The organism is Marinomonas sp. ATLA20 (assembly GCF_057180105.1).
This window is the reverse complement of the sequence record NZ_JBXUKU010000002.1, coordinates 206,961-225,188: the sequence shown is the minus strand read 5'-3', so window position 1 is coordinate 225,188 and position 18,228 is coordinate 206,961. Positions and strand designations below refer to the sequence as shown.

Sequence of the window (18,228 nt, the reverse complement as noted above, 5' to 3'; positions counted from 1 at the left end):
AAGCATAATGGGGATAGTTTGAAAATTATCGCCCTCTTCTTATCAGCTTTATGATTTCTTTTCACTACGAATACTTGTAACGTGGTCTTTTTCCGTTCTGTTTTCACCCATACTGCCAAGGAATACCATGACAAACGTGACGATTTTAGTCGATGTTCAAAATGTCTATTACACCTCGAGACAAGCATTTGGGCGTTCTTTCGACTACAACACTTTTTGGCAACAGGCCACAGAAGGTCGCAATGTAGTCAAGGCTATCGCTTACGCTATAGACCGAGGCGATGAAAAACAGCGTCAGTTTCAAAACATTTTACGTGCGATTGGCTTTGAGGTGAAATTAAAGCCTTTTATTCAGCGCTCGGATGGTTCGGCAAAAGGAGATTGGGATGTGGGCATTGCCATCGATGGCATAGAACATGGCAAAGACAGCGATGTCCTTGTTCTGCTTTCTGGCGATGGCGACTTCGATATTTTGGCAAAAACACTCAGGGAAAAATACCAAACCAGGGTAGAAGTCTACGGTGTTGAATCCTTAACCGCGCAGTCATTAATCAATGCTGCAGATGACTTCACCGCCATCGGTAACAAATTGTTACTTAAATAGATAAAACTCATCTATATTTTTAAGAGAGAATATGTCGCCTTAAGAACCCTTACTGATTATTTTATATACAAAAAGTAAAACATGATAACTCAGACCAACTCCTTATTATTAGAAACAAGAGACATACTGCATAAGTGGCTTAGCCTTGCCACCGGTGCCATTATGATTTTTTTCTGCTTCATTAATGTCGTTATGTTAAACCAAGTAACTATCGGGGTTATTGATGCCGTCTTTGGCCTGCTGAATCTATACTCTTTTAGAAAGGCTTTATTAGAAAAAACGCATGAATGGCATCATTATATGTTGGCTTTTTCAATGACTGCCGTTGTTTTATCTTCCTTTTATTTTGCAGATCTAAGAGCAGGTTCTATCTATTGGCTTCTTATTCTACCGCCTTTATATTGTTTATTAGCAGGTCCTAAACTTGGTCTTTTCTATACAATTATCTTGTCCTTGCCTGCCCTTGCTATTTTATTCATTAAATCTGATACCGAGAACTTCCTCCCCTATCGGGCCATTCTTAATTTCGTATTAGCCTATTTTTTGTCCTACGGTATTTGTTATTTATACGAAAGCCAGTACGCAAAAAGCAGTCTATTACTCGAAAAAATGGCTTTCCAAGACCCATTAACGGGGGCGCAAAACCGTCATGCATTAAAACTGTTCTTTGACAATTTCAATAATGCACCGGTTGATCCATTCTTAAAAGTTGAAACAGAAGAAGCTCGCTTATTGATCATTGATATTGACTATTTTAAAAGCGTAAATGATGAATTTGGTCACGATGTTGGTGATTCAGTGTTACTTGAAATGACTGAACTACTTCACTATTTGACGCATGATGAGCATGTTTATCGTATAGGCGGAGAAGAGTTTCTGATTACTTTAAAAAACCACACACAAAATCAGGCTTATGATTTTGCTGAAAAAATTCGCAAAGAAGTCGAAAAAACAGTATTTCGAGCCCATCTACAAAGCATTAAAATCACCGTCAGTATTGGTATAGCGCAACTCCAAAAAGGCCAATCCTTCAGAGAATTTTTACGAGACGCAGACAAAAACCTCTACTCCGCAAAAAATAAAGGCCGTAATTTGGTCCATTATGGACCTATGCATGTAACCGAGGCGGTTTAGTCGATCATGTTGGCATACAACTTTTTGTCACATATCCTTAAGCGAATTAATTAATGATGACCACAAGACATCTCCCGCAAACGGCAGTGACTCCGGCATCATTCCACAAATGGTTAAGTATCCTAATTTGTGTATTGAACAGCATCTATTTCCTACTTAACATGATTACAATGCAAAAGCTGGGAATTGGTGCCGTACAATTCATTGTCGCTATTTTTAGTGGTTATTGTTTTTATACTTCATCAAAAGGCCTATACCGCCCTTGGCACAGCTACGCTTTGCTTTCATTACTCACTCTCAACATTTTACTTTCTATCGCAATAATGGAGCTCGTAGCCGGTGCAACCTATTGGGGGCTCGCCTTACCCTTCTGGTACTACAGCCTATTTGGCTTAAAAAAAGGCTTTATTTTTAGCGCTGTGGTGGTTTTATTGGCTGCGGTGGTGATATTTATTCGCACCGACACAAATCTATTCATGCCGTTTAGAACTGTGTTTAACTTCACGCTTGTCTATTGCTCAATTTGGCTTGTGTGTCATATTTACGAAGTTCAGAACCAAAAAACCAGTAAGTTTCTACACTCTCTTGCATTACAAGACGACCTGACCGATTTGCAAAATCGTCACGCTCTTAAAGCGGATTTTAGAGCCTTCCATAAAAGTTTCGACTGTCTACACATGCTTATTATTGATATTGACCACTTCAAAAACATCAATGATAAATATGGGCATGATATTGGCGACTCTGTGCTTATTAACGTCGCGAATGTGTTGAAGGAGTGTGTTCAAGGCAAAGAAATATATCGCCTAGGTGGTGAAGAGTTTGTTGTTTTATATAAAGATATTAGTAATATTGAAGCCTACACTAAGGCAGAAGAAATACGCATAGCGATAGAAAGAAACGTATTCTACAGCCACAAAGAAGACATCAAACTGACTGTGAGCATAGGCTTGAGTTCACTTCACCCCGACCATGAATTTGCCTACTTCCTTCGAGCTGCGGATCAAAAACTCTATCAAGCAAAACATGAGGGGCGAAATAGAGTCTGCGGTTAACGGCTAAAGGTTTCCAAAAAAAGCGCTTCAACCTTGTCTCTCGCCCAAGGCGTTTTACGCAAAAACTTAAGACTAGACTTAACCGATGGATCGCTTTTAAAACAATTAATATTGATGCGAATAGCCAACTCTTCCCAACCGTAATGCTCCACCAGATCCGTGACAACCTTCTCTAGTTTAACGCCATGCAAAGGGTTATTAGCTTGTGTTCCGACCATATCTATTTATTCCTGTGACTCAATTAGCAATTTAGCCGAGAGTATACAGCAAGCTATGACAAACTCACTTTTTATTCAAAATTCTCCCCAGCTTGTAGTAAGCTGACGATTAAAATAAATAATACGACGGTATTTGACTATTACAATAAATCCCCGAAAAATAGAGAAAAGTATAGGAGAATGTATTAATGGGTATTTTATCTGGCCTTAAAGGGCTATTTGCTGGCGGCGAAAGCGCACCAGAAAAAACAGAAGACGTCGTAGAACACAAAGGCTTTTCAATTATACCAGCACCGATGAAAGATGGTGGCCAATACAGAGTCGCTGCAACCATTACCAAAGGTGAAGGCGAAGAGCAAAAAACACACAATTTCATTCGCTCAGATTTAATGCCAAACCGCGACGAATGCATTGAAATAACCTTGCGCAAAGCCAAGCTCACCATTGATCAACTGGGTGACAATATTTTCGGCTAATACAAAGGAAAAGTATAATGAGCACACCAATAGGACAACACTGGCAACAAGTAAACGAATGTGAAGACCTATTGGGTGCCGACTTTCGTGCCCGCACTTTTTCTTTTGCTGGACCGAAAACCCAAGTCCACACCACACTCATTCATCACCTTGGCAACCCATCGGCAACCAAAGCCATTTTATACGTACATGGCTACACGGATTATTTTTTCCAAACGGGTTTGGCTGAGCATTTTATCAATTTGGGCTATCGCTTTTATGCCCTGGACTTACAAGGCTATGGCCGCTCTATCCGCCCTTCTACACCGCCAAACTGGTGTGAGTCTATTGAACAATACGGACAAGATTTAGACATTGCCTTAGCAACCATGAAACAAGACGGGGTAGATCAAGTCGTCATACTCGGACATTCCACTGGCGGCTTAGTGGTATCAACTTATTTAGCACAACCTTATGCCTTGCCAGAACGAGAGAGCCATTACAATAAGGCTTTTCCTGACGTGGTTGGGCTCATGCTCAACAGTCCATTCCTTGCTCTGCCTTTTCCACCAGCCGTGTTAAATTTTGTTAGCTGGCCTGTTCGAATTCTGGTTTCTTTATTGCCGTTTTCCTATTTGCGGGCAAAAAAAATCAATATTTACTCAAAGTCTCTGCACACAATATACGACGGTGAATGGGATTACCGCTTGGATTGGAAGCCCTCGCATGGCTTTGATTTATCTTTCCATTGGTTAAGAGAAGTCATTGTTGCGCAGCGTAATCTTGCTAATCAGCGCCTCAGCATACCAACGCTGATGTGCCGTTCAGAAATCAGTACTATTGGAAAACGCACCGTAAAAGAAGTGCAGCTTGGTGATGGTGTATTAGATGTCGACAGCATGCAGCAAGCCGCCAAAAAGACCTTCACCAACCTCACGCAAGTGGCTATTCCCCAAGGTTTCCATGACTTGTATTTGTCTCACCAAACCGCCCGCGATGCTTATTTAGCGGCCATGACGGAATGGTTAAAAACACTCGATGCAAACGCCTAACTAAATAGCCATTACGCCCCCTGACGTCGCATGACCCAATCTAACAAACAAGTTGGTAATACGCGTTTCATAATGACAGCCGCATATGTTGGCATAGTCACGTAATAACGCGCTCTTGGACGAGGTGATTCCAAGGCATGAATCAATTTTTCAACCACTGCACTGGCTGGCAAGGTTTGCGATGAGGTCGCTCCCTCTTTGCTCAAACGCGCAATCGCTTCCGCATAACCTTTTTGGTGACGGCTATTTTCCATATCGATATTGTCTTGCAGAGCAAGCAACGCATTCGCACGGAAACGACTTTCAATGGGGCCAGGTTCAATCAAACTCACTTTTATCGGCGTATCCGACAACTCCAAGCGTAAGGTATCGGTTAGGCCCTCTAAAGCAAATTTACTGGCGTTGTAAGCACCACGGAACGGCGCAGCAACCAAGCCGAGCACAGAGCTATTATTTACAATACGACCGTAACCTTGAGCTAACATGATTTTCAGTACTTTGATCGTAAGTTCATGAGTACCAAAGAAATTACACTCAAACTGTGCTCTTAACGCATCAACCGGCAAATCTTCAATGGCCCCTGGCTGGCCGTAAGCGCCATTATTAAACAAAGCAAAGAGCTGACCATTGGTAATCGCCAGTGTTTCTTGCAAGCCTTTTTCTATTGAAGCCGAATTGGCTAAATCCAACTGAACAACGTGTTTGATGCCTTGAGCTTTTAACGCATCCACGTCGTCTTGTTTACGGCAACTTGCTACCACAAGAAAATCACGCTCTTGAAGCATTCTGGCGGCTTCCAGCCCAATTCCCGTCGAACAACCAGTGATAAGAATAGAATATTGCATTGCGATTCCTTATGAAAAATTCTTCAGTTCTTGGATGTTAACAAAATGCCAAACAAAGTGCTTTTATATTGATTTCGATCACAATCTCAACCCGCACTCCAGCCCATAATCTCTGCTTATAAAATAAACATTAATAGGGATGTCGTATGAAGCTAAGTTCAATCAAAGTAAGCTACAAACTATGGGGACTTATTGCCACTTTAGTCACGTTACTCATCGTTTTTAGCGCGATGGCCTATAGCGAACTGCACAGCGAATTACTCAACGCACGACAATTACAAGTGAAAGAACAAGTCGATAGCGCTTATTCCCTCGTAAAATATTATGGCGACCAAGCAGCTATTATTGGCGAAGAACAAGCTAAACAGTCTGCTTTAGCAGCGCTATCTGCCCTTCGCTTTGGTAACGAAGGCTATTTCTGGGTCAATGACATGCAAGCCAAGTTACTCATGCACCCTTTCAAACCAGAAATCACAGGAAAAAGCATGGCCAATGTGACTGACGTCAATGGCTTTCATCATTGGCAAGCAATGGTCTCTATAGTGAAAAACAAAGGTGAAGGTTATGTTCACTATGCCTACAAAGGCCCACAAGTTTCAAAACCTGAAGACAAAGTCTCTTATGTAAAAGGCTATCAACCTTGGGGCTGGGTCCTTGGCAGTGGCGTGCTATACAGCGGTGTGACAAATATATTTTGGGCGGCAGTGCAAAAATCGGCGGTGATCGAACTGATTCTAGTACTTATTGCTCTTATCGGAAGTGTCACTATTGTACGTAATATCACACGTCCTCTTAAAACTGTGACAGAACACCTTCAGCATATTTCAGATGGTGATCTTACTAAACAACTAGACATGCAACGCGGAGACGAAATAGGTATTCTAGCCAAGGCGGCAAACCGCGCATCTGAATCATTAAACGATACTTTACTCGAAGTCGACCACGCCATCACAGAACTGCAAGCTGTTTGCGTTCAAATGCAAAGTAACAGTCTGCACACCAAGCAAGGAATGGATCACCAATTCCAAGAAGTCGAAATGCTTGCTACCGCCATGAACGAAATGTCTTACTCCATTCGGGACGTCGCACAGCATGCCAAAGACACAGCAGATGCCACACAAACAGTACAAACCATCACCCGTCAAAGCAGCCAAGACTTAGACGCGACAAATGAAGACATTCAAACTCTGACTAAAAACATAGAAGGCGCTAACGACGTCATCATCAAGTTGCTTGAACAAACTGGAGATATCGATTCTGTTTTAGGTGTTATCGGTGATATTTCCGAGCAAACCAACCTACTTGCCTTAAACGCAGCAATCGAAGCGGCTCGCGCAGGAGAACTCGGCCGAGGCTTTGCCGTCGTAGCAGATGAAGTTCGCTCACTGGCCAGCCGAACACAAGGCTCAACGGTCGAGATTCGATCCATTATCGAAAAGCTTCAGCACCAATCAAAAGAAGCATCCACATCCATGGCGACCAGTACTCAACAAGCAGAGCGCGGCGCGGACAGAATGCATGTCGCCGCTGAAAACTTGAAAAACATGTTAATACAAGTAGACGATGTGTCCGCTCGTAGTCATCAAATCGCCTCTGCTGCGGAACAACAAGGTACAGTCGCAGAAGAGATAAATCACAACATTATGGGCATTCGAGAGGTCTCTGAAAAAGTCCTCGAAGATTCTCAACAAGTCTCTGAAGGCAGCACCATGATTGCCAACATGACCGATGACTTAAGCAAAAAAATCAAACAATTCCAGTTTGCTTGATTTCACTTTCTAACCAATTATGAAGAGATGAGCAAAATGCTCTTCTCTTCTTTTCGAAAGACAGTGACTAGCAAAAAATAAAAACCGCATTTAAATCCCCCCCACTTAATACCAATTAGGTAAAGATGCCCTATAGCTAGGATTGTTTACCATAGGCGAAATCATCATTGCGTCGTTACGCTTCAAGAAGAAACTAGGGTAACTTTTCATTCAAAGACACCGATTAAAGTGTCTTTATGTATTCATTTGGTGTCACCCCAAACGACTTAAAAAAACGCTGACTAAAACGTTCTTGAGACTGGTAACCGCAACGAACAGCAATGTCTATTTGCTGTCGATACCCTTGTTGCATCAAGCTAATCGCATGATTCATACGTACTCGAGTCAATAAGGTTCTAAACTGTGTATTTTCATCTTTTAAACGACGAATCAATGTAGCTCGACTCATCGAAAAATGCACGGCGACTTGATCTAATTGATAATCCTGCCATGGCGTTTGTTGCAACAGTTCAGTCACTTTTTGCGCAAAAGGCACAAAATGCCCATCAAAGAGTAGATGTAGCTTCCCTACTTCGGCCAGTTGTTGGTAAAAACCATTTAACCAATACGCTTGAGTCGTTTCACTCAATCCATCCGTATCCAATTCAAACAAAAAATCGAGACTCGCCATCAAAGATCGACTGGGTTTAAAGCTTGGCGTTCGCTGAGCATTCACTGTGATACTAAGCTCTATCATGGCTTCTGGAGGCGGTCGTTGAAAACTCATCTGTGCTGACAAAAAACGCTCTTTAGTCGGCTCGTTTTCAAACGTCAATTGTTGCCCTGCTTTTGTTAACAAAAGTGTTGAGGCATCAAAATCCAACACGTCATCTTGCCAAAATAGCCGTTTTCGCCCTGAGCGAATTTTAAAAAGGCTAGGAGTAAGAATTGCTACATTACGCATTCGCTGTGTTTGCACACCATACATTTGGCTAACTTTAAAAGCAGGGCCCATTTTCACTCCTAGCCGATGATTCGTTAACGATTATAAGGCGCGACTAATACTGCCTTGCCCAGAGCCATACTACGTACCGTATAACCCGCCAGTGCCGGTGAAACATCAGCACTTAAGTCCAGCTTTTCCACAGGTAGTGCCCAAACAGTAAATTGATAACGATGCATATTATCGCCTTTTGGTGGACAAAAACCGCCAAAGCCAACACTACCGTAATCAGATTTAAGCTCTGTCGCACCAAGCTTCGTTAAGTCAGCACCTTGAGCTAAAGACGTAACCGAAGCAGGAATATTAAAAGCCGACCAATGCCACCAGCCACTGCCTGTTGGTGCATCTGGATCGTACACGGTAATAGCGAAGCTCTTCGTCCCCTTAGGTGGATCCGTCCACGCTAATTGAGGAGATTTATTCTCTCCATCACAACCAAAACTATTAAATTCAAACGCCTGTGGGATTTTCTGCCCTTCTTGAATGTCTTGGCTTGTTAGCTCAAACGCATTGCTGCTCATGGAGACCAATCCGCTTAACGCCACCGATATCAGTAATACTTTTTTCATTATTTTCACCTTACTATTTCAACCTTTAAAGTCGTTATAGTAAAGAGCTCAGATAACATAAACCCGACCAAAAACATCTTATTTCAAACAATAATCAATTATTTGATACTTTTCGTAATAAGACACTGTTTTTTCATTTTTTCAAACAAGGACAGAGCAGACAAGAGTTAAGTTTTACATCAACAGGGCTAAAAAATATCTTTTAAATATACCGACACTCAACTATATTAGATACAACTAATATTAAGACATCTTTGACTCAACAACTTCAACGAGGCAAAAAATGACTACTGACTCTCTCTTCCACCCCAGTGTTGTCACGTTTTTTGATAAAGACTCCAATACCTTTTCTTATGTCGTTAAAGATCCGGCCTCTTCTAGCTGCGCCATCGTCGACAGCGTATTGGACTTTGACTATGCATCTGGCGGCACTTCCCATACAGGTGCTGACGAAATTATTGAGTACATCACCACACATAAACTAGAGGTAGAATGGTTAATTGAAACTCATGTCCATGCAGATCACCTTTCTGCAGCACCCTATATTCAAAGCAAAGTCGGTGGCAAAATAGGTATTGGAAAGCAAATCACCATAGTGCAAGACACCTTTGGCAAGATATTCAATGAAGGCACGGCATTTAAATTAGATGGCTCACAATTTGATCACCTGTTTAATGACAATGAACACTATCATGTCGGCTCGATGCTATGTACTGCGCTTCATACGCCAGGCCACACACCAGCTTGTTTCACCCATGTTTTAGGTGATGCGGTTTTTGTTGGCGATACTTTATTTATGCCAGATGCTGGCACTGCACGTGCAGACTTTCCCGGTGGAGATGCAGGCATATTGTTCGATTCGGTACAAAAGATATTGTCGTTACCAGAAGATCATCGCATTTTCATGTGCCATGACTATTGTCCCAACGGTCGCGAACTAGAATATGAAACCACAGTCAAAGCCCAACGCGAATTGAACATTCATGTTAAAAAAGGCATGAGCAAAGAAATCTTTGTGGAATTACGTGAAACCCGTGACAAGACATTGGCCATGCCTCGCCTAATTTTGCCATCGCTGCAAATTAATATGAGAGCGGGACACATGCCTGAACCAGAAGACAATGGTTTGTCGTATCTAAAAGTTCCTTTGAATGCATTCAAATAAAAAATAATTCTATAAAGAGAGTAGCTATGTTACGCAAAATAATCACAGACAACTATTCCGTGTCTGAGCAGATCAGCTTGGACGATGTAGACACCTTAGCAAAATCTGGCGTCACGCTTATTATCTGCAATCGACCCGACGGTGAAGAGGAAGGACAACTTCCATTTGCCGACATTGCCGCATATGCGAAAGAGAAAGATATCCGAGCGGAGCACATCCCCTTTGTAGGCGGACAAATGGCAGAGTCCGATGTCGAAGCTTTTAAAGCAGCCATTCAAAACGCTAAAAACATTCACGCTTATTGTCGAACAGGGAACCGCTCTGGCCAGATTTGGCAAGCGGCGCAATAACCTTTTCTAGCGCCGGATATTCTATTCATGGGCATCGTATTTACCAACGCTAAATAAGGTGACCTAATATATAAACTTGCGATAAAAAAAATCCAATAGCGGCAAAGCTATTGGATTTCTTATGCGCATAATAAAGCTCTAAATTAACGCGGAGCGAATTACTTCTGTGTATAACGATAAAGCGCTTTGTACTCGCTATCGTCTTGCAAGCAATAAAACGAATTGTCTTTTGCACTTAAGATTTGGCAGCTAAAGTCGACACTTTCTTGTTGTTCCCATTCGCTATCACAGCCACTACGGAACTGTGTGTCCGAGCCACTTTCCGTAATCATAAGCATCGAGTGCGACCAGTTAAAACGACTTTCATATACATTACAGCTGTCAGACTCATCCGTATCAACAAAGGTGCCGGTGCCATCTTCATTAAAGGTTTCAATTCCCGTATCAATCCAGTTGCACTGCTCATCTAAGTACTCTACGTTAAAACTGTTTAGCAAATCTTTACGCTTAATATTTTTGATTTCAGCTAAATCTTCAACATACATAGACCAATTACTTTCGTAACCTTTGTCGTTAAAGCCTTCTTGAATATTTAACGTAAATGGCAAGCCACTCAGCGCCGCGGAAGCTGTGTACAAGTCCGTACAATCGCTCCCCATCTTGGCAGTGTATTGCCCAAAATTCATCAGCAAATCGCTTAACTTAGTGCTGTCCATAGCGACGGCAACCATGCCATTTTGAGTCACTTCTTCCGTTGCTAACTGCTCAGCAATTTGTTTACTTTTCTCACCAGTGTAAGCGACTAAATGCTTACCCTTAATCGCCACGAATGCATCAATCGGCAAGCCGCTGTCAGCTAGATTTACTGCACTTCCGTCGGTTGGAATCTGAATACCGCGAAGCATAGGGATATACTGAGCAGCAAGTGCTGCCAATACGTCTGGCTTATCACTGGTAAGAGTCGCAATAGCATCGTATTTCACGCCTATTTGACTGCTCTCATCTTTTGCAAGATCAAAGATACCGACACTCACGCCCGATAAACCTTGCGCCATGCCGGTAAATACAGAAAGTGCGGCAGGGTTCTGTTCACGCAATTTTGTTTGAGCTGTTAGTAATGGTTCACAGCTAAAGTCAGCTTTTGTGAATTGGCGCCACAAGCTCGTCAACACAGGCGAAACAGCATCAGATGCTACTCCAACCCCCAAGCCAATCGTCAAATCATTATCGGCTTTCAAATAACTTGGGATAAAACCACGTAATTTATTTAACTCACCGAGAATGCTGGCATTTTTAATTTCTAATGCGTAAGAGAAGCCTACTGCCATGTCATCGCCTTGAATGTCATAGCTATTCAGGCCAAAGACCACACGTGGGACACCAGACACAATATTGACGATGTCGGCTTTACATTGCATTTGTGCAGCACTCAATTCTGGCAAGTCATCACCCACCAATGCTTTCACTTGTTTGTGAGCGCGGGAGTCTTTATCTAAGATCGCATTCGCAATGTTCTGCAAACTCATATAACCATGAGAAGCCGCTAAGAAGTTATAAGCCTCACCATCGTTCTTCCAACTGTCAGCAGACATAGGCTGCGCAGGTTTCGCCAATGCAAAGCGCTGCTCTTGCGCTCCTTTATCTTCTTTTTGCGATATAACAGCCGCTGTCAGCACCTTATCCTTGATCATAAAACCCAGTTTCAGCACGACATCATCTTTGTTTACCAGCTCAACCGTCGTTAACGCCTGACCAGCAATCGTTTCAGAACCAAGGGTGACATCGGTTTCTTGTGCTGCTTGCTTTATCAGCGTCAAAAACGTCTCTTCATTTTCTAACGCTATACGCGCAACAGGAAAGACCCCATCCAGATAAATAACGCTCGCACCTTCAATATCAAGACCGTAATGTTGGTATATTTCCATGCCACCATTAGGTGCAACGTCGTAATAGTCTTTCACCAACCAATTAACAAAATCCAAGCCCTTACTGGGAGGCAAAGATTCGAGCAACTCCATCACAACTTCGGCGTCGCCATTGCCTTTCAACTGCGCCATCATCTCGTCAGAACTGGTAACAAGTTCTTCATTCGAGACACCGCCTAGAAAAAGCGCCGTATCAGCAGGGACATATTCAATCATGCGGTCGATCGAATTGCCTTTTTGAAACCAGCCAAAAACATCCAAGTTAAAGCCGAATGCGGCAGCGGAAGACAGACAAACCACAACGGCAGCCGCTTTAAAAATTTTTACCTTCATTATGAATCCTTCAAAATGAGCACTTATAAAAATGCATTAAATGATGTTGAAAATCACGTATTTAAAACGGCCAGATTTTAGCGTTAAACAGGATGAAGAGCCATGACAGATGTTAACAACTGTTTAAAGGATATTTATGACGTAAACAGACAACCCCCTAAGTCATCCGCACCCTACAATTTATGACCTTTAACTCAACTTACAATCTGGAGCTACTATGTCTGACTTTATCACCGTCATGCGTGAAACCTGCCCTACCCCTGTGGTAAACGCAACAAAATGGACTCGTATTGGTGGCGATCCGCATACAGTAAACCTAAACGCTTACCTTTCAGCAGACGGCAGCAAAATCATGGGGACTTGGATCTGTACCCCTGGCAAGTTTGAAGTGAACTACGACAAATGGGAATTTTGCCATTTCTTAGAAGGCTACTGCATCATCACACCAGAAGGCGAAGAGCCAAAGCACCTAAAAGCAGGTGATGTATTTGTTATCGAGCCAGGTATGAAAGGTACTTGGGAAGTAGTAGAAACCGTTCGTAAATACTTTGTATTCGCTTAAATAGCACGTCAAAGTAGTCGGTAACAAACGTATCTCAATAAATGCCAGCAAATAGTCGTTTCTGTCTGCTGGCATTTTTTACTAACGGCCACGATCCAGACCATTTAACTGACGAATAATATCCAGAAACAAATCACGACCAACGGGAAGCAACCCATCGGGAAAGTCGTAATCAGGGTTGTGTAATTGCGGGCTAGCTTGCCCAGCACCCAAGGCAAACATAGCTCCTTCTTTGGCTGTCGCGGTAAACTGTCCAAAATCCTCCGACCAACGCATTGGTTCATCTAATAATAAAAAAGGCGTTTGAGTGTTATCACAAGCACAGACGACCAAATCACAGCCTTGTTGAGAGTTCACGCTAGCCTGAAACGCATCATCGTATTCAAACGAAATGCTTAGGTTTTCACTCTTTGCCACAGTTTGAGAAAAGCGCTCGGCTTCCTCTACCAGAGCTTGCATACCTTCATTACTTTCACTGCGCAACGTCACCATAACCACGGCATCGCCTGGCGCCGTACCAAAGGCAATTTCGCCTAATTTTGCGTGGATAACCGTTACCCAATTTCGCCCTGTGGCCACTTGTTGCGGAATCTTTGCTGGCAGAGAGTTCAGTTCTTGGATAATTTTGCACATGGCATTGGCAGGACTGACGCCATTTTCAGGATGCGCCGCGTGGGAGGTTTTGCCTTTTAAATGGATAATCATGCCCCGAGACGCACAATTGAACGTGCCCGCTCGCACTGCAACCTTGCCTAGCTCTAAGCCAGGGTAATTGTGCAATGCAAAAGCATAATCCGGAAGGAGAGCCGCAAAACGCGCATCGTTTACGACTTGAATCGCCCCCATACCAGTTTCTTCTGCCGGTTGAAAACACAGCACGACACGCCCCTTCTTAGGACGATGTTTCGCCAATTCCGCACCCAATGCTGTCACAATACTCATGTGCCCATCATGACCGCATTTATGAGAAACGCCTTTCACCTGTGAGCGGTGTGCAAAGCTATTGGTTTCTTCAATCGGTAAGGCATCCAACTCACTACGAATCAAAGTCGTTGGCCCACTTTCAGCGCCATTGAATACAAACGCCAGACCCGTTCCGCCAAGATCGGTAATAACTTCATCCGCAGAGAAAGCCTGAAACTCTTCGAGAATTCGAGCTGCCGTCGCTTGCTCTTGATTAGACAACTCAGGGTTCTGATGAAGGGTTTTACGTAACGCGATTAACTCATCAAAAGATTGCATAGTTGGGCCTGTTAATTAAGATATTACGAGTGACTTTTGTTGCCGTCATTCCAGTCATCACACATATCAAGATTGTCAAACTTATAAGGGAATTGTACACATCAAAGAGAAAGCATAGGACAAACGTATTTTAGTCATTAAAAATTAAAGCTGCTTTTTCATATTTACCAACTGAAAAAATTGGCCATTAGAAAGCGGCTCTTGAACACGCCCAATCTCGGTAAAACCTCGTTTTCGGTAAAAAGACTCACCCGACAAAGTGGAAGCTAAAAACAACGACTTAACACCTCTTTCAGAGCAATACTTTTCACAATAATCAAACACGCTTGAAGCGACACCTTTTCTGGCATATTCAGGTGCAACAAAGAAGCCTCGAATCTCGGCACTCGTTTCTTCATCCAATGACAAAGATACACCGCCACAGCCAGCAATTCGCCTATCTATTTCGGCAACAAAATACTGTCCAGAGTGGATGAGAGTATCTAAACCACTAATCAACTCCAACGCCGCTTCAATCTCTGATTCCTCATAAAACCCACGCTGAAGCTCACGCGTGGAGCGATTGATTAATGCTTCAATCGACTCTAGCTCTTCTATTTTTGCTGCTCGGATAGTGAGATTCATAGAATAATTTCCTTGTTAACTGCTAGCTAGCTCAAAAGCTCCAAACAATATTTGCGCTATATTTCTATCATACAGAATAGTTCTGGTAAAAATATTCTCTCACACATAGATATAGGACAAGAGTAAACCAAGCGTTGTTTTAAAAAGTTTTCAGGCAATAAAAAAGCGAGCCGCAGCTCGCTTTTTCGATTCCAAAGAAGAGAAAACTAAGTGCTAACCCAAGGCTCTGGAATGATGCTCTAAATGATCGTCGATAAAGCTGGCGATGAAGAAGTAGCTGTGGTCGTAGCCCGGTTGACGACGTAGCGTAATCGGGTGTCCGGCTTTTTCACAGGCTGCTTCTAGGGCTTCTGGTTTAAGTTGTTCTACCAAGAAGTTATCGGCTTCGCCTTGATCAATAAACAATGGTAAGCGCTCACTTGCGTTCTCGATCAGCAAAGTGGCGTCCCATTCGTTCCAAGTGGCTTTGTCTTCACCTAAGTATCCAGTAAAGGCTTTTTCGCCCCAAGGACAGTTAGTTGGATTAACGATCGGTGCGAACGCTGAGACAGATTGATACTTGCCTGGGTTCTTCAACGCGCAAATCAAAGCACCATGCCCACCCATGGAGTGACCAGAGATAGAACGCTTGTCGGTCACAGGAAAGTTGGCTTCAACCAAATGCGGCAGCTCTTGAACCACGTAATCGTACATGTGATACGTGTGCGAATAAGGTTCAACCGTCGCATTGATATAAAACCCTGCCGCAGAACCAAAGTCGTAACTTTCGTGTTCATTTGGATAATCCGTGCCACGAGGGCTGGTATCGGGACAAACAATAGCTAAGCCTAGCTCCGCTGCTTTACGAAAGGCACCCGCTTTTTGCGTGAAGTTCTCATCGTTACAGGTCAGACCTGACAACCAATACAAAACAGGCACTTTTTGCGTTTCTGCTTGTGGTGGTAGGTAAATAGCAAAAGTCATTTCGCTTTTTACTGACAAACTTTCATGCTTATAACGCTTCAACCAACCGCCGAAGCTTTTGGTGCTAGATAAAAGTTCCATATTCTTCTCCTAAACGTTAGCCATTTGCTTGTTTCTGATTAAAGAGTGACAGCAAAATGGCTAACGGGATTAGTTCGACTGATCTTAACGATTACTTTTGGTCAAAAAGGATAACAGTACGAATACTCTCGCCTTTGTGCATCAAGTCAAACGCTTCGTTGATTTGCTCAAGTGGCATAGTGTGCGTTACGAATGGATCGATTTCGATCTTGCCATTCATGTAGTCTTCTACGTAACCTGGTAATTGGCTGCGACCTTTTACGCCACCGAAAGCAGAACCCTTCCAGACTCGACCAGTTACCAATTGGAACGGACGAGTGGAGATTTCTTGGCCTGCGCCAGCAACACCAATGATAATGGATTCACCCCAACCTTTATGGCAGCACTCAAGAGCAGAACGCATCACTTGTACGTTACCGATACACTCGAAAGAGTAATCTACACCGCCGTCTGTCATATCAACAATCACTTGCTGAATTGGCGCGTCAAAGTTTTTCGGGTTAACGCAGTCAGTTGCGCCGAATTGTTTCGCCATCTCGAATTTAGATTCGTTAATGTCGATCGCGATAATGCGAGAAGCACCCGCCATGCGAGCACCTTGGATACAAGACAGACCAATACCGCCAAGACCGAAGATAGCAACGGTATCGCCTTTTTCAACTTTCGCTGTGTTTAGTACCGCACCGATACCTGTTGTGATACCACAACCTAACAAGCAGACTTTCTCTAGTGGCGCATCAACGTGGATTTTTGCCAAAGAGATTTCTGGTACAACGCTGTATTCAGAAAAAGTAGACGTCCCCATGTAATGGAAAATAGGCTCGCCATTGATGCTGAAACGGCTTGTGCCATCTGGCATAAGGCCTTTACCTTGTGTTTCACGAACCGCTTGGCAAAGGTTAGTTTTGCCAGACTTACAGAATTTACACACGCCACATTCAGCTGTGTAAAGTGGGATAACATGATCGCCCACTTTTAGAGTCGTAACGCCTTCGCCTACAGCTTCAACAACACCCGCGCCTTCATGGCCTAGGATTGCAGGGAAAATACCTTCTGGATCTTCACCAGACAAAGTGAACGCATCAGTGTGACAAACACCCGTAGCAACCATGCGAACTAGCACTTCGCCTTTTTGCGGATCTTGAACGTCAACTTCTTCGATTTTAAGAGGTTGGCCTGGGCCCCAAGCAACAGCTGCTTTACATTTCATTGCGTACTCCAAAGTGTGTTTTGATTCATTTTCGATGCAATCAGTGTAGACGCAAATGATTACAAGGATAATGCCCAATTTGGAAAATGATTATTGCTATATAGCAACAATCATTTTAAAAACCTTCATTTTAGTTATAATGTAACAACTCAAGCATCAAGCCAAACCTCTTTTAACGGTACAAAAAGACTATGAAAAACTGGGAAGCCATGGAAGCGTTCGTAGAAGTTGTCAGACAAGGCAGCTTTTCAGCCGCAGCGATAAAGCTTAGCGTATCCGCTTCGCACATTAGTCGATTGATCACCCAACTAGAGGCGGAGCTTGAAACTACCCTACTGTTTCGAACCACACGCCGTATTCGCTTAAGTGACGCGGGTGAGCTTTACTATCAGCATTGTCGCGGCTTGCCAGAAGCGTTAAGTAGCGCCGAAGAAGTCATTTCAACGCTCAATCAAGCTCCTATTGGCTCGTTCAAAATGACCTGTGCCACGACCTTTGGCGAACGTTACATTGCACCATTAATGAATGACTTTCTGCTGAATCATCCAAAGATAGAACTGGATTTTCATCTAACGAACCGATCGGTAGATTTGATAGAGGAAGGTTACGACCTTGCTATTCGCATGGGCGCCATGAAGGACTCAAGCCATTTGTCACGACGTTTATGTGACCGTGAGGAATACCTTTGTGCATCGCGGGAATACATAGACCAACACGGCATGCCGCATACGCTGGCGGAATTAAGCAAACACAGCTGTCTAATTGGTTCAAAAACCCACTGGTTGTTTCAGCAAGATGGGCAACGTAAAGAAGTAAAAGTGAGCAGTAACTGGCGCAGTAATTCAGGCCCAGCTTTACTAGATGCGGTTAGAAAAGGCTTGGGAATTGCTCAGCTACCAGACTATTACGTCGGCGACGACCTTGCCAGTGGCAAGCTCATCCCCTTGTTAACGCAATATCAGTATCCCTACAGCGGTGTTTGGCTGGTTTACCCCAAGGTACGTCAGCCATCGCCGAAGCTACAGAGTATTTGTGACTATTTGATTCAACGCTTTAAACAAGATCCGCCATTTGCCAAATAACTCACGTA

General features: G+C 43.2%; 19 protein-coding genes. 10 read left to right on the top strand and 9 right to left on the bottom strand.

The window, feature by feature from the left end:
- Positions 1 to 127: 127 nt before the first annotated feature.
- The 3 genes from AC2A4J_RS05470 to AC2A4J_RS05460 all read left to right on the top strand — a co-directional run bounded on the left by AC2A4J_RS05470 (position 128) and on the right by AC2A4J_RS05460 (position 2,793).
- Positions 128 to 604, top strand: a complete 477-nt coding sequence (locus AC2A4J_RS05470; protein ID WP_484175233.1) for a LabA-like NYN domain-containing protein — start codon at positions 128 to 130, stop codon at positions 602 to 604.
- An 81-nt stretch (positions 605 to 685) separates the two neighbouring features.
- Positions 686 to 1,738, top strand: coding sequence for a GGDEF domain-containing protein (locus AC2A4J_RS05465; RefSeq protein ID WP_370646881.1), 1,053 nt, complete (start codon positions 686 to 688; stop codon positions 1,736 to 1,738).
- A 53-nt stretch (positions 1,739 to 1,791) separates the two neighbouring features.
- On the top strand, positions 1,792 to 2,793 hold the full coding sequence (locus tag AC2A4J_RS05460; protein ID WP_484175232.1) for a GGDEF domain-containing protein: 1,002 nt from the start codon (positions 1,792 to 1,794) through the stop codon (positions 2,791 to 2,793).
- Here AC2A4J_RS05460 and AC2A4J_RS05455 read toward each other — a convergent pair.
- On the bottom strand, positions 2,790 to 3,011 hold the full coding sequence (locus AC2A4J_RS05455; RefSeq protein WP_110575768.1) for a VF530 family protein: 222 nt from the start codon (positions 3,009 to 3,011) through the stop codon (positions 2,790 to 2,792). The genes AC2A4J_RS05460 and AC2A4J_RS05455 overlap by 4 nt on opposite strands.
- A gap of 188 nt (positions 3,012 to 3,199) precedes the next feature.
- Here AC2A4J_RS05455 and AC2A4J_RS05450 point away from each other — a divergent pair, with 188 nt between their 5' ends.
- Together AC2A4J_RS05450 and AC2A4J_RS05445 are read left to right on the top strand one after the other, a co-directional pair.
- On the top strand, positions 3,200 to 3,487 hold the full coding sequence (locus tag AC2A4J_RS05450; RefSeq protein WP_255828037.1) for an HlyU family transcriptional regulator: 288 nt from the start codon (positions 3,200 to 3,202) through the stop codon (positions 3,485 to 3,487).
- Between the two features lie 17 nt (positions 3,488 to 3,504).
- Positions 3,505 to 4,518, top strand: a complete 1,014-nt coding sequence (locus tag AC2A4J_RS05445; protein ID WP_255828036.1) for an alpha/beta hydrolase — start codon at positions 3,505 to 3,507, stop codon at positions 4,516 to 4,518.
- An 11-nt stretch (positions 4,519 to 4,529) separates the two neighbouring features.
- Here the strand turns inward: AC2A4J_RS05445 and AC2A4J_RS05440 are convergent, their stop codons facing one another.
- Positions 4,530 to 5,363 carry an SDR family NAD(P)-dependent oxidoreductase gene (locus AC2A4J_RS05440; protein WP_484175231.1) on the bottom strand — a complete coding sequence of 278 codons (834 nt, stop codon included), beginning with the start codon at positions 5,361 to 5,363 and terminating at the stop codon, positions 4,530 to 4,532.
- Positions 5,364 to 5,509: 146 nt separating this feature from the next.
- On the opposite strand from AC2A4J_RS05440, the gene AC2A4J_RS05435 reads away from it, so the two are divergent.
- Positions 5,510 to 7,132 (top strand): methyl-accepting chemotaxis protein, encoded by a 1,623-nt coding sequence (locus AC2A4J_RS05435; protein ID WP_484175230.1) that lies wholly within the window; start codon positions 5,510 to 5,512, stop codon positions 7,130 to 7,132.
- Positions 7,133 to 7,355: 223 nt separating this feature from the next.
- Here AC2A4J_RS05435 and AC2A4J_RS05430 read toward each other — a convergent pair whose 3' ends face one another.
- Together AC2A4J_RS05430 and AC2A4J_RS05425 are read right to left on the bottom strand one after the other, a co-directional pair.
- Positions 7,356 to 8,126, bottom strand: a complete 771-nt coding sequence (locus tag AC2A4J_RS05430; protein WP_484175229.1) for a helix-turn-helix transcriptional regulator — start codon at positions 8,124 to 8,126, stop codon at positions 7,356 to 7,358.
- 23 nt (positions 8,127 to 8,149) lie between these two features.
- On the bottom strand, positions 8,150 to 8,683 hold the full coding sequence (locus tag AC2A4J_RS05425; protein WP_484175228.1) for a YbhB/YbcL family Raf kinase inhibitor-like protein: 534 nt from the start codon (positions 8,681 to 8,683) through the stop codon (positions 8,150 to 8,152).
- A gap of 283 nt (positions 8,684 to 8,966) precedes the next feature.
- Here AC2A4J_RS05425 and AC2A4J_RS05420 point away from each other — a divergent pair, with 283 nt between their 5' ends.
- On the top strand, positions 8,967 to 9,848 hold the full coding sequence (locus tag AC2A4J_RS05420) for an MBL fold metallo-hydrolase (protein WP_484175227.1): 882 nt from the start codon (positions 8,967 to 8,969) through the stop codon (positions 9,846 to 9,848).
- 26 nt (positions 9,849 to 9,874) lie between these two features.
- Entirely contained in the window at positions 9,875 to 10,198 is a 324-nt protein-coding gene (locus AC2A4J_RS05415) for a protein tyrosine phosphatase family protein (protein WP_255828030.1), read from the top strand.
- A 158-nt stretch (positions 10,199 to 10,356) separates the two neighbouring features.
- On the opposite strand, the gene AC2A4J_RS05410 is transcribed toward AC2A4J_RS05415, so the two are convergent.
- Positions 10,357 to 12,456, bottom strand: a complete 2,100-nt coding sequence (locus AC2A4J_RS05410; RefSeq protein ID WP_484175226.1) for a hypothetical protein — start codon at positions 12,454 to 12,456, stop codon at positions 10,357 to 10,359.
- Positions 12,457 to 12,673: 217 nt separating this feature from the next.
- Between AC2A4J_RS05410 and AC2A4J_RS05405 the strand changes: the two genes are divergently transcribed.
- On the top strand, positions 12,674 to 13,018 hold the full coding sequence (locus tag AC2A4J_RS05405; RefSeq protein ID WP_110575810.1) for a cupin domain-containing protein: 345 nt from the start codon (positions 12,674 to 12,676) through the stop codon (positions 13,016 to 13,018).
- An 81-nt stretch (positions 13,019 to 13,099) separates the two neighbouring features.
- Here the strand turns inward: AC2A4J_RS05405 and AC2A4J_RS05400 are convergent, their stop codons facing one another.
- From AC2A4J_RS05400 to AC2A4J_RS05385, 4 genes are all read right to left on the bottom strand, one after another.
- Positions 13,100 to 14,260: an amidohydrolase gene (locus tag AC2A4J_RS05400; protein ID WP_255828028.1), complete on the bottom strand. Its 1,161-nt coding sequence runs from the start codon at positions 14,258 to 14,260 to the stop codon at positions 13,100 to 13,102.
- A gap of 144 nt (positions 14,261 to 14,404) precedes the next feature.
- Positions 14,405 to 14,884, bottom strand: coding sequence for a GNAT family N-acetyltransferase (locus AC2A4J_RS05395; RefSeq protein ID WP_205113511.1), 480 nt, complete (start codon positions 14,882 to 14,884; stop codon positions 14,405 to 14,407).
- A 213-nt stretch (positions 14,885 to 15,097) separates the two neighbouring features.
- On the bottom strand, positions 15,098 to 15,928 hold the full coding sequence (gene fghA, locus AC2A4J_RS05390) for an S-formylglutathione hydrolase (RefSeq protein WP_484175225.1): 831 nt from the start codon (positions 15,926 to 15,928) through the stop codon (positions 15,098 to 15,100).
- 91 nt (positions 15,929 to 16,019) lie between these two features.
- On the bottom strand, positions 16,020 to 17,138 hold the full coding sequence (locus tag AC2A4J_RS05385; RefSeq protein ID WP_484175224.1) for an S-(hydroxymethyl)glutathione dehydrogenase/class III alcohol dehydrogenase: 1,119 nt from the start codon (positions 17,136 to 17,138) through the stop codon (positions 16,020 to 16,022).
- A gap of 191 nt (positions 17,139 to 17,329) precedes the next feature.
- On the opposite strand from AC2A4J_RS05385, the gene AC2A4J_RS05380 reads away from it, so the two are divergent.
- The gene (locus AC2A4J_RS05380) at positions 17,330 to 18,220 is read left to right on the top strand and encodes a LysR family transcriptional regulator (RefSeq protein ID WP_255826357.1); all 891 of its coding nucleotides are present in this window, start codon (positions 17,330 to 17,332) and stop codon (positions 18,218 to 18,220) included.
- The last annotated feature ends 8 nt before the right edge of the window (positions 18,221 to 18,228 follow it).

Bases quoted from the DNA above. Each gene is read 5' to 3' on its own strand.
- AC2A4J_RS05470 (WP_484175233.1), top strand. From the start codon at position 128: ATGACAAACGTGACGATTTTAGTCGATGTTCAAAATGTCTATTACACC.
- AC2A4J_RS05465 (WP_370646881.1), top strand. From the start codon at position 686: ATGATAACTCAGACCAACTCCTTATTATTAGAAACAAGAGACATACTG.
- AC2A4J_RS05460 (WP_484175232.1), top strand. From the start codon at position 1,792: ATGATGACCACAAGACATCTCCCGCAAACGGCAGTGACTCCGGCATCA.
- AC2A4J_RS05455 (WP_110575768.1), bottom strand. From the start codon at position 3,011: ATGGTCGGAACACAAGCTAATAACCCTTTGCATGGCGTTAAACTAGAG.
- AC2A4J_RS05450 (WP_255828037.1), top strand. From the start codon at position 3,200: ATGGGTATTTTATCTGGCCTTAAAGGGCTATTTGCTGGCGGCGAAAGC.
- AC2A4J_RS05445 (WP_255828036.1), top strand. From the start codon at position 3,505: ATGAGCACACCAATAGGACAACACTGGCAACAAGTAAACGAATGTGAA.
- AC2A4J_RS05440 (WP_484175231.1), bottom strand. From the start codon at position 5,363: ATGCAATATTCTATTCTTATCACTGGTTGTTCGACGGGAATTGGGCTG.
- AC2A4J_RS05435 (WP_484175230.1), top strand. From the start codon at position 5,510: ATGAAGCTAAGTTCAATCAAAGTAAGCTACAAACTATGGGGACTTATT.
- AC2A4J_RS05430 (WP_484175229.1), bottom strand. From the start codon at position 8,126: ATGGGCCCTGCTTTTAAAGTTAGCCAAATGTATGGTGTGCAAACACAG.
- AC2A4J_RS05425 (WP_484175228.1), bottom strand. From the start codon at position 8,683: ATGAAAAAAGTATTACTGATATCGGTGGCGTTAAGCGGATTGGTCTCC.
- AC2A4J_RS05420 (WP_484175227.1), top strand. From the start codon at position 8,967: ATGACTACTGACTCTCTCTTCCACCCCAGTGTTGTCACGTTTTTTGAT.
- AC2A4J_RS05415 (WP_255828030.1), top strand. From the start codon at position 9,875: ATGTTACGCAAAATAATCACAGACAACTATTCCGTGTCTGAGCAGATC.
- AC2A4J_RS05410 (WP_484175226.1), bottom strand. From the start codon at position 12,456: ATGAAGGTAAAAATTTTTAAAGCGGCTGCCGTTGTGGTTTGTCTGTCT.
- AC2A4J_RS05405 (WP_110575810.1), top strand. From the start codon at position 12,674: ATGTCTGACTTTATCACCGTCATGCGTGAAACCTGCCCTACCCCTGTG.
- AC2A4J_RS05400 (WP_255828028.1), bottom strand. From the start codon at position 14,260: ATGCAATCTTTTGATGAGTTAATCGCGTTACGTAAAACCCTTCATCAG.
- AC2A4J_RS05395 (WP_205113511.1), bottom strand. From the start codon at position 14,884: ATGAATCTCACTATCCGAGCAGCAAAAATAGAAGAGCTAGAGTCGATT.
- fghA (WP_484175225.1), bottom strand. From the start codon at position 15,928: ATGGAACTTTTATCTAGCACCAAAAGCTTCGGCGGTTGGTTGAAGCGT.
- AC2A4J_RS05385 (WP_484175224.1), bottom strand. From the start codon at position 17,138: ATGAAATGTAAAGCAGCTGTTGCTTGGGGCCCAGGCCAACCTCTTAAA.
- AC2A4J_RS05380 (WP_255826357.1), top strand. From the start codon at position 17,330: ATGAAAAACTGGGAAGCCATGGAAGCGTTCGTAGAAGTTGTCAGACAA.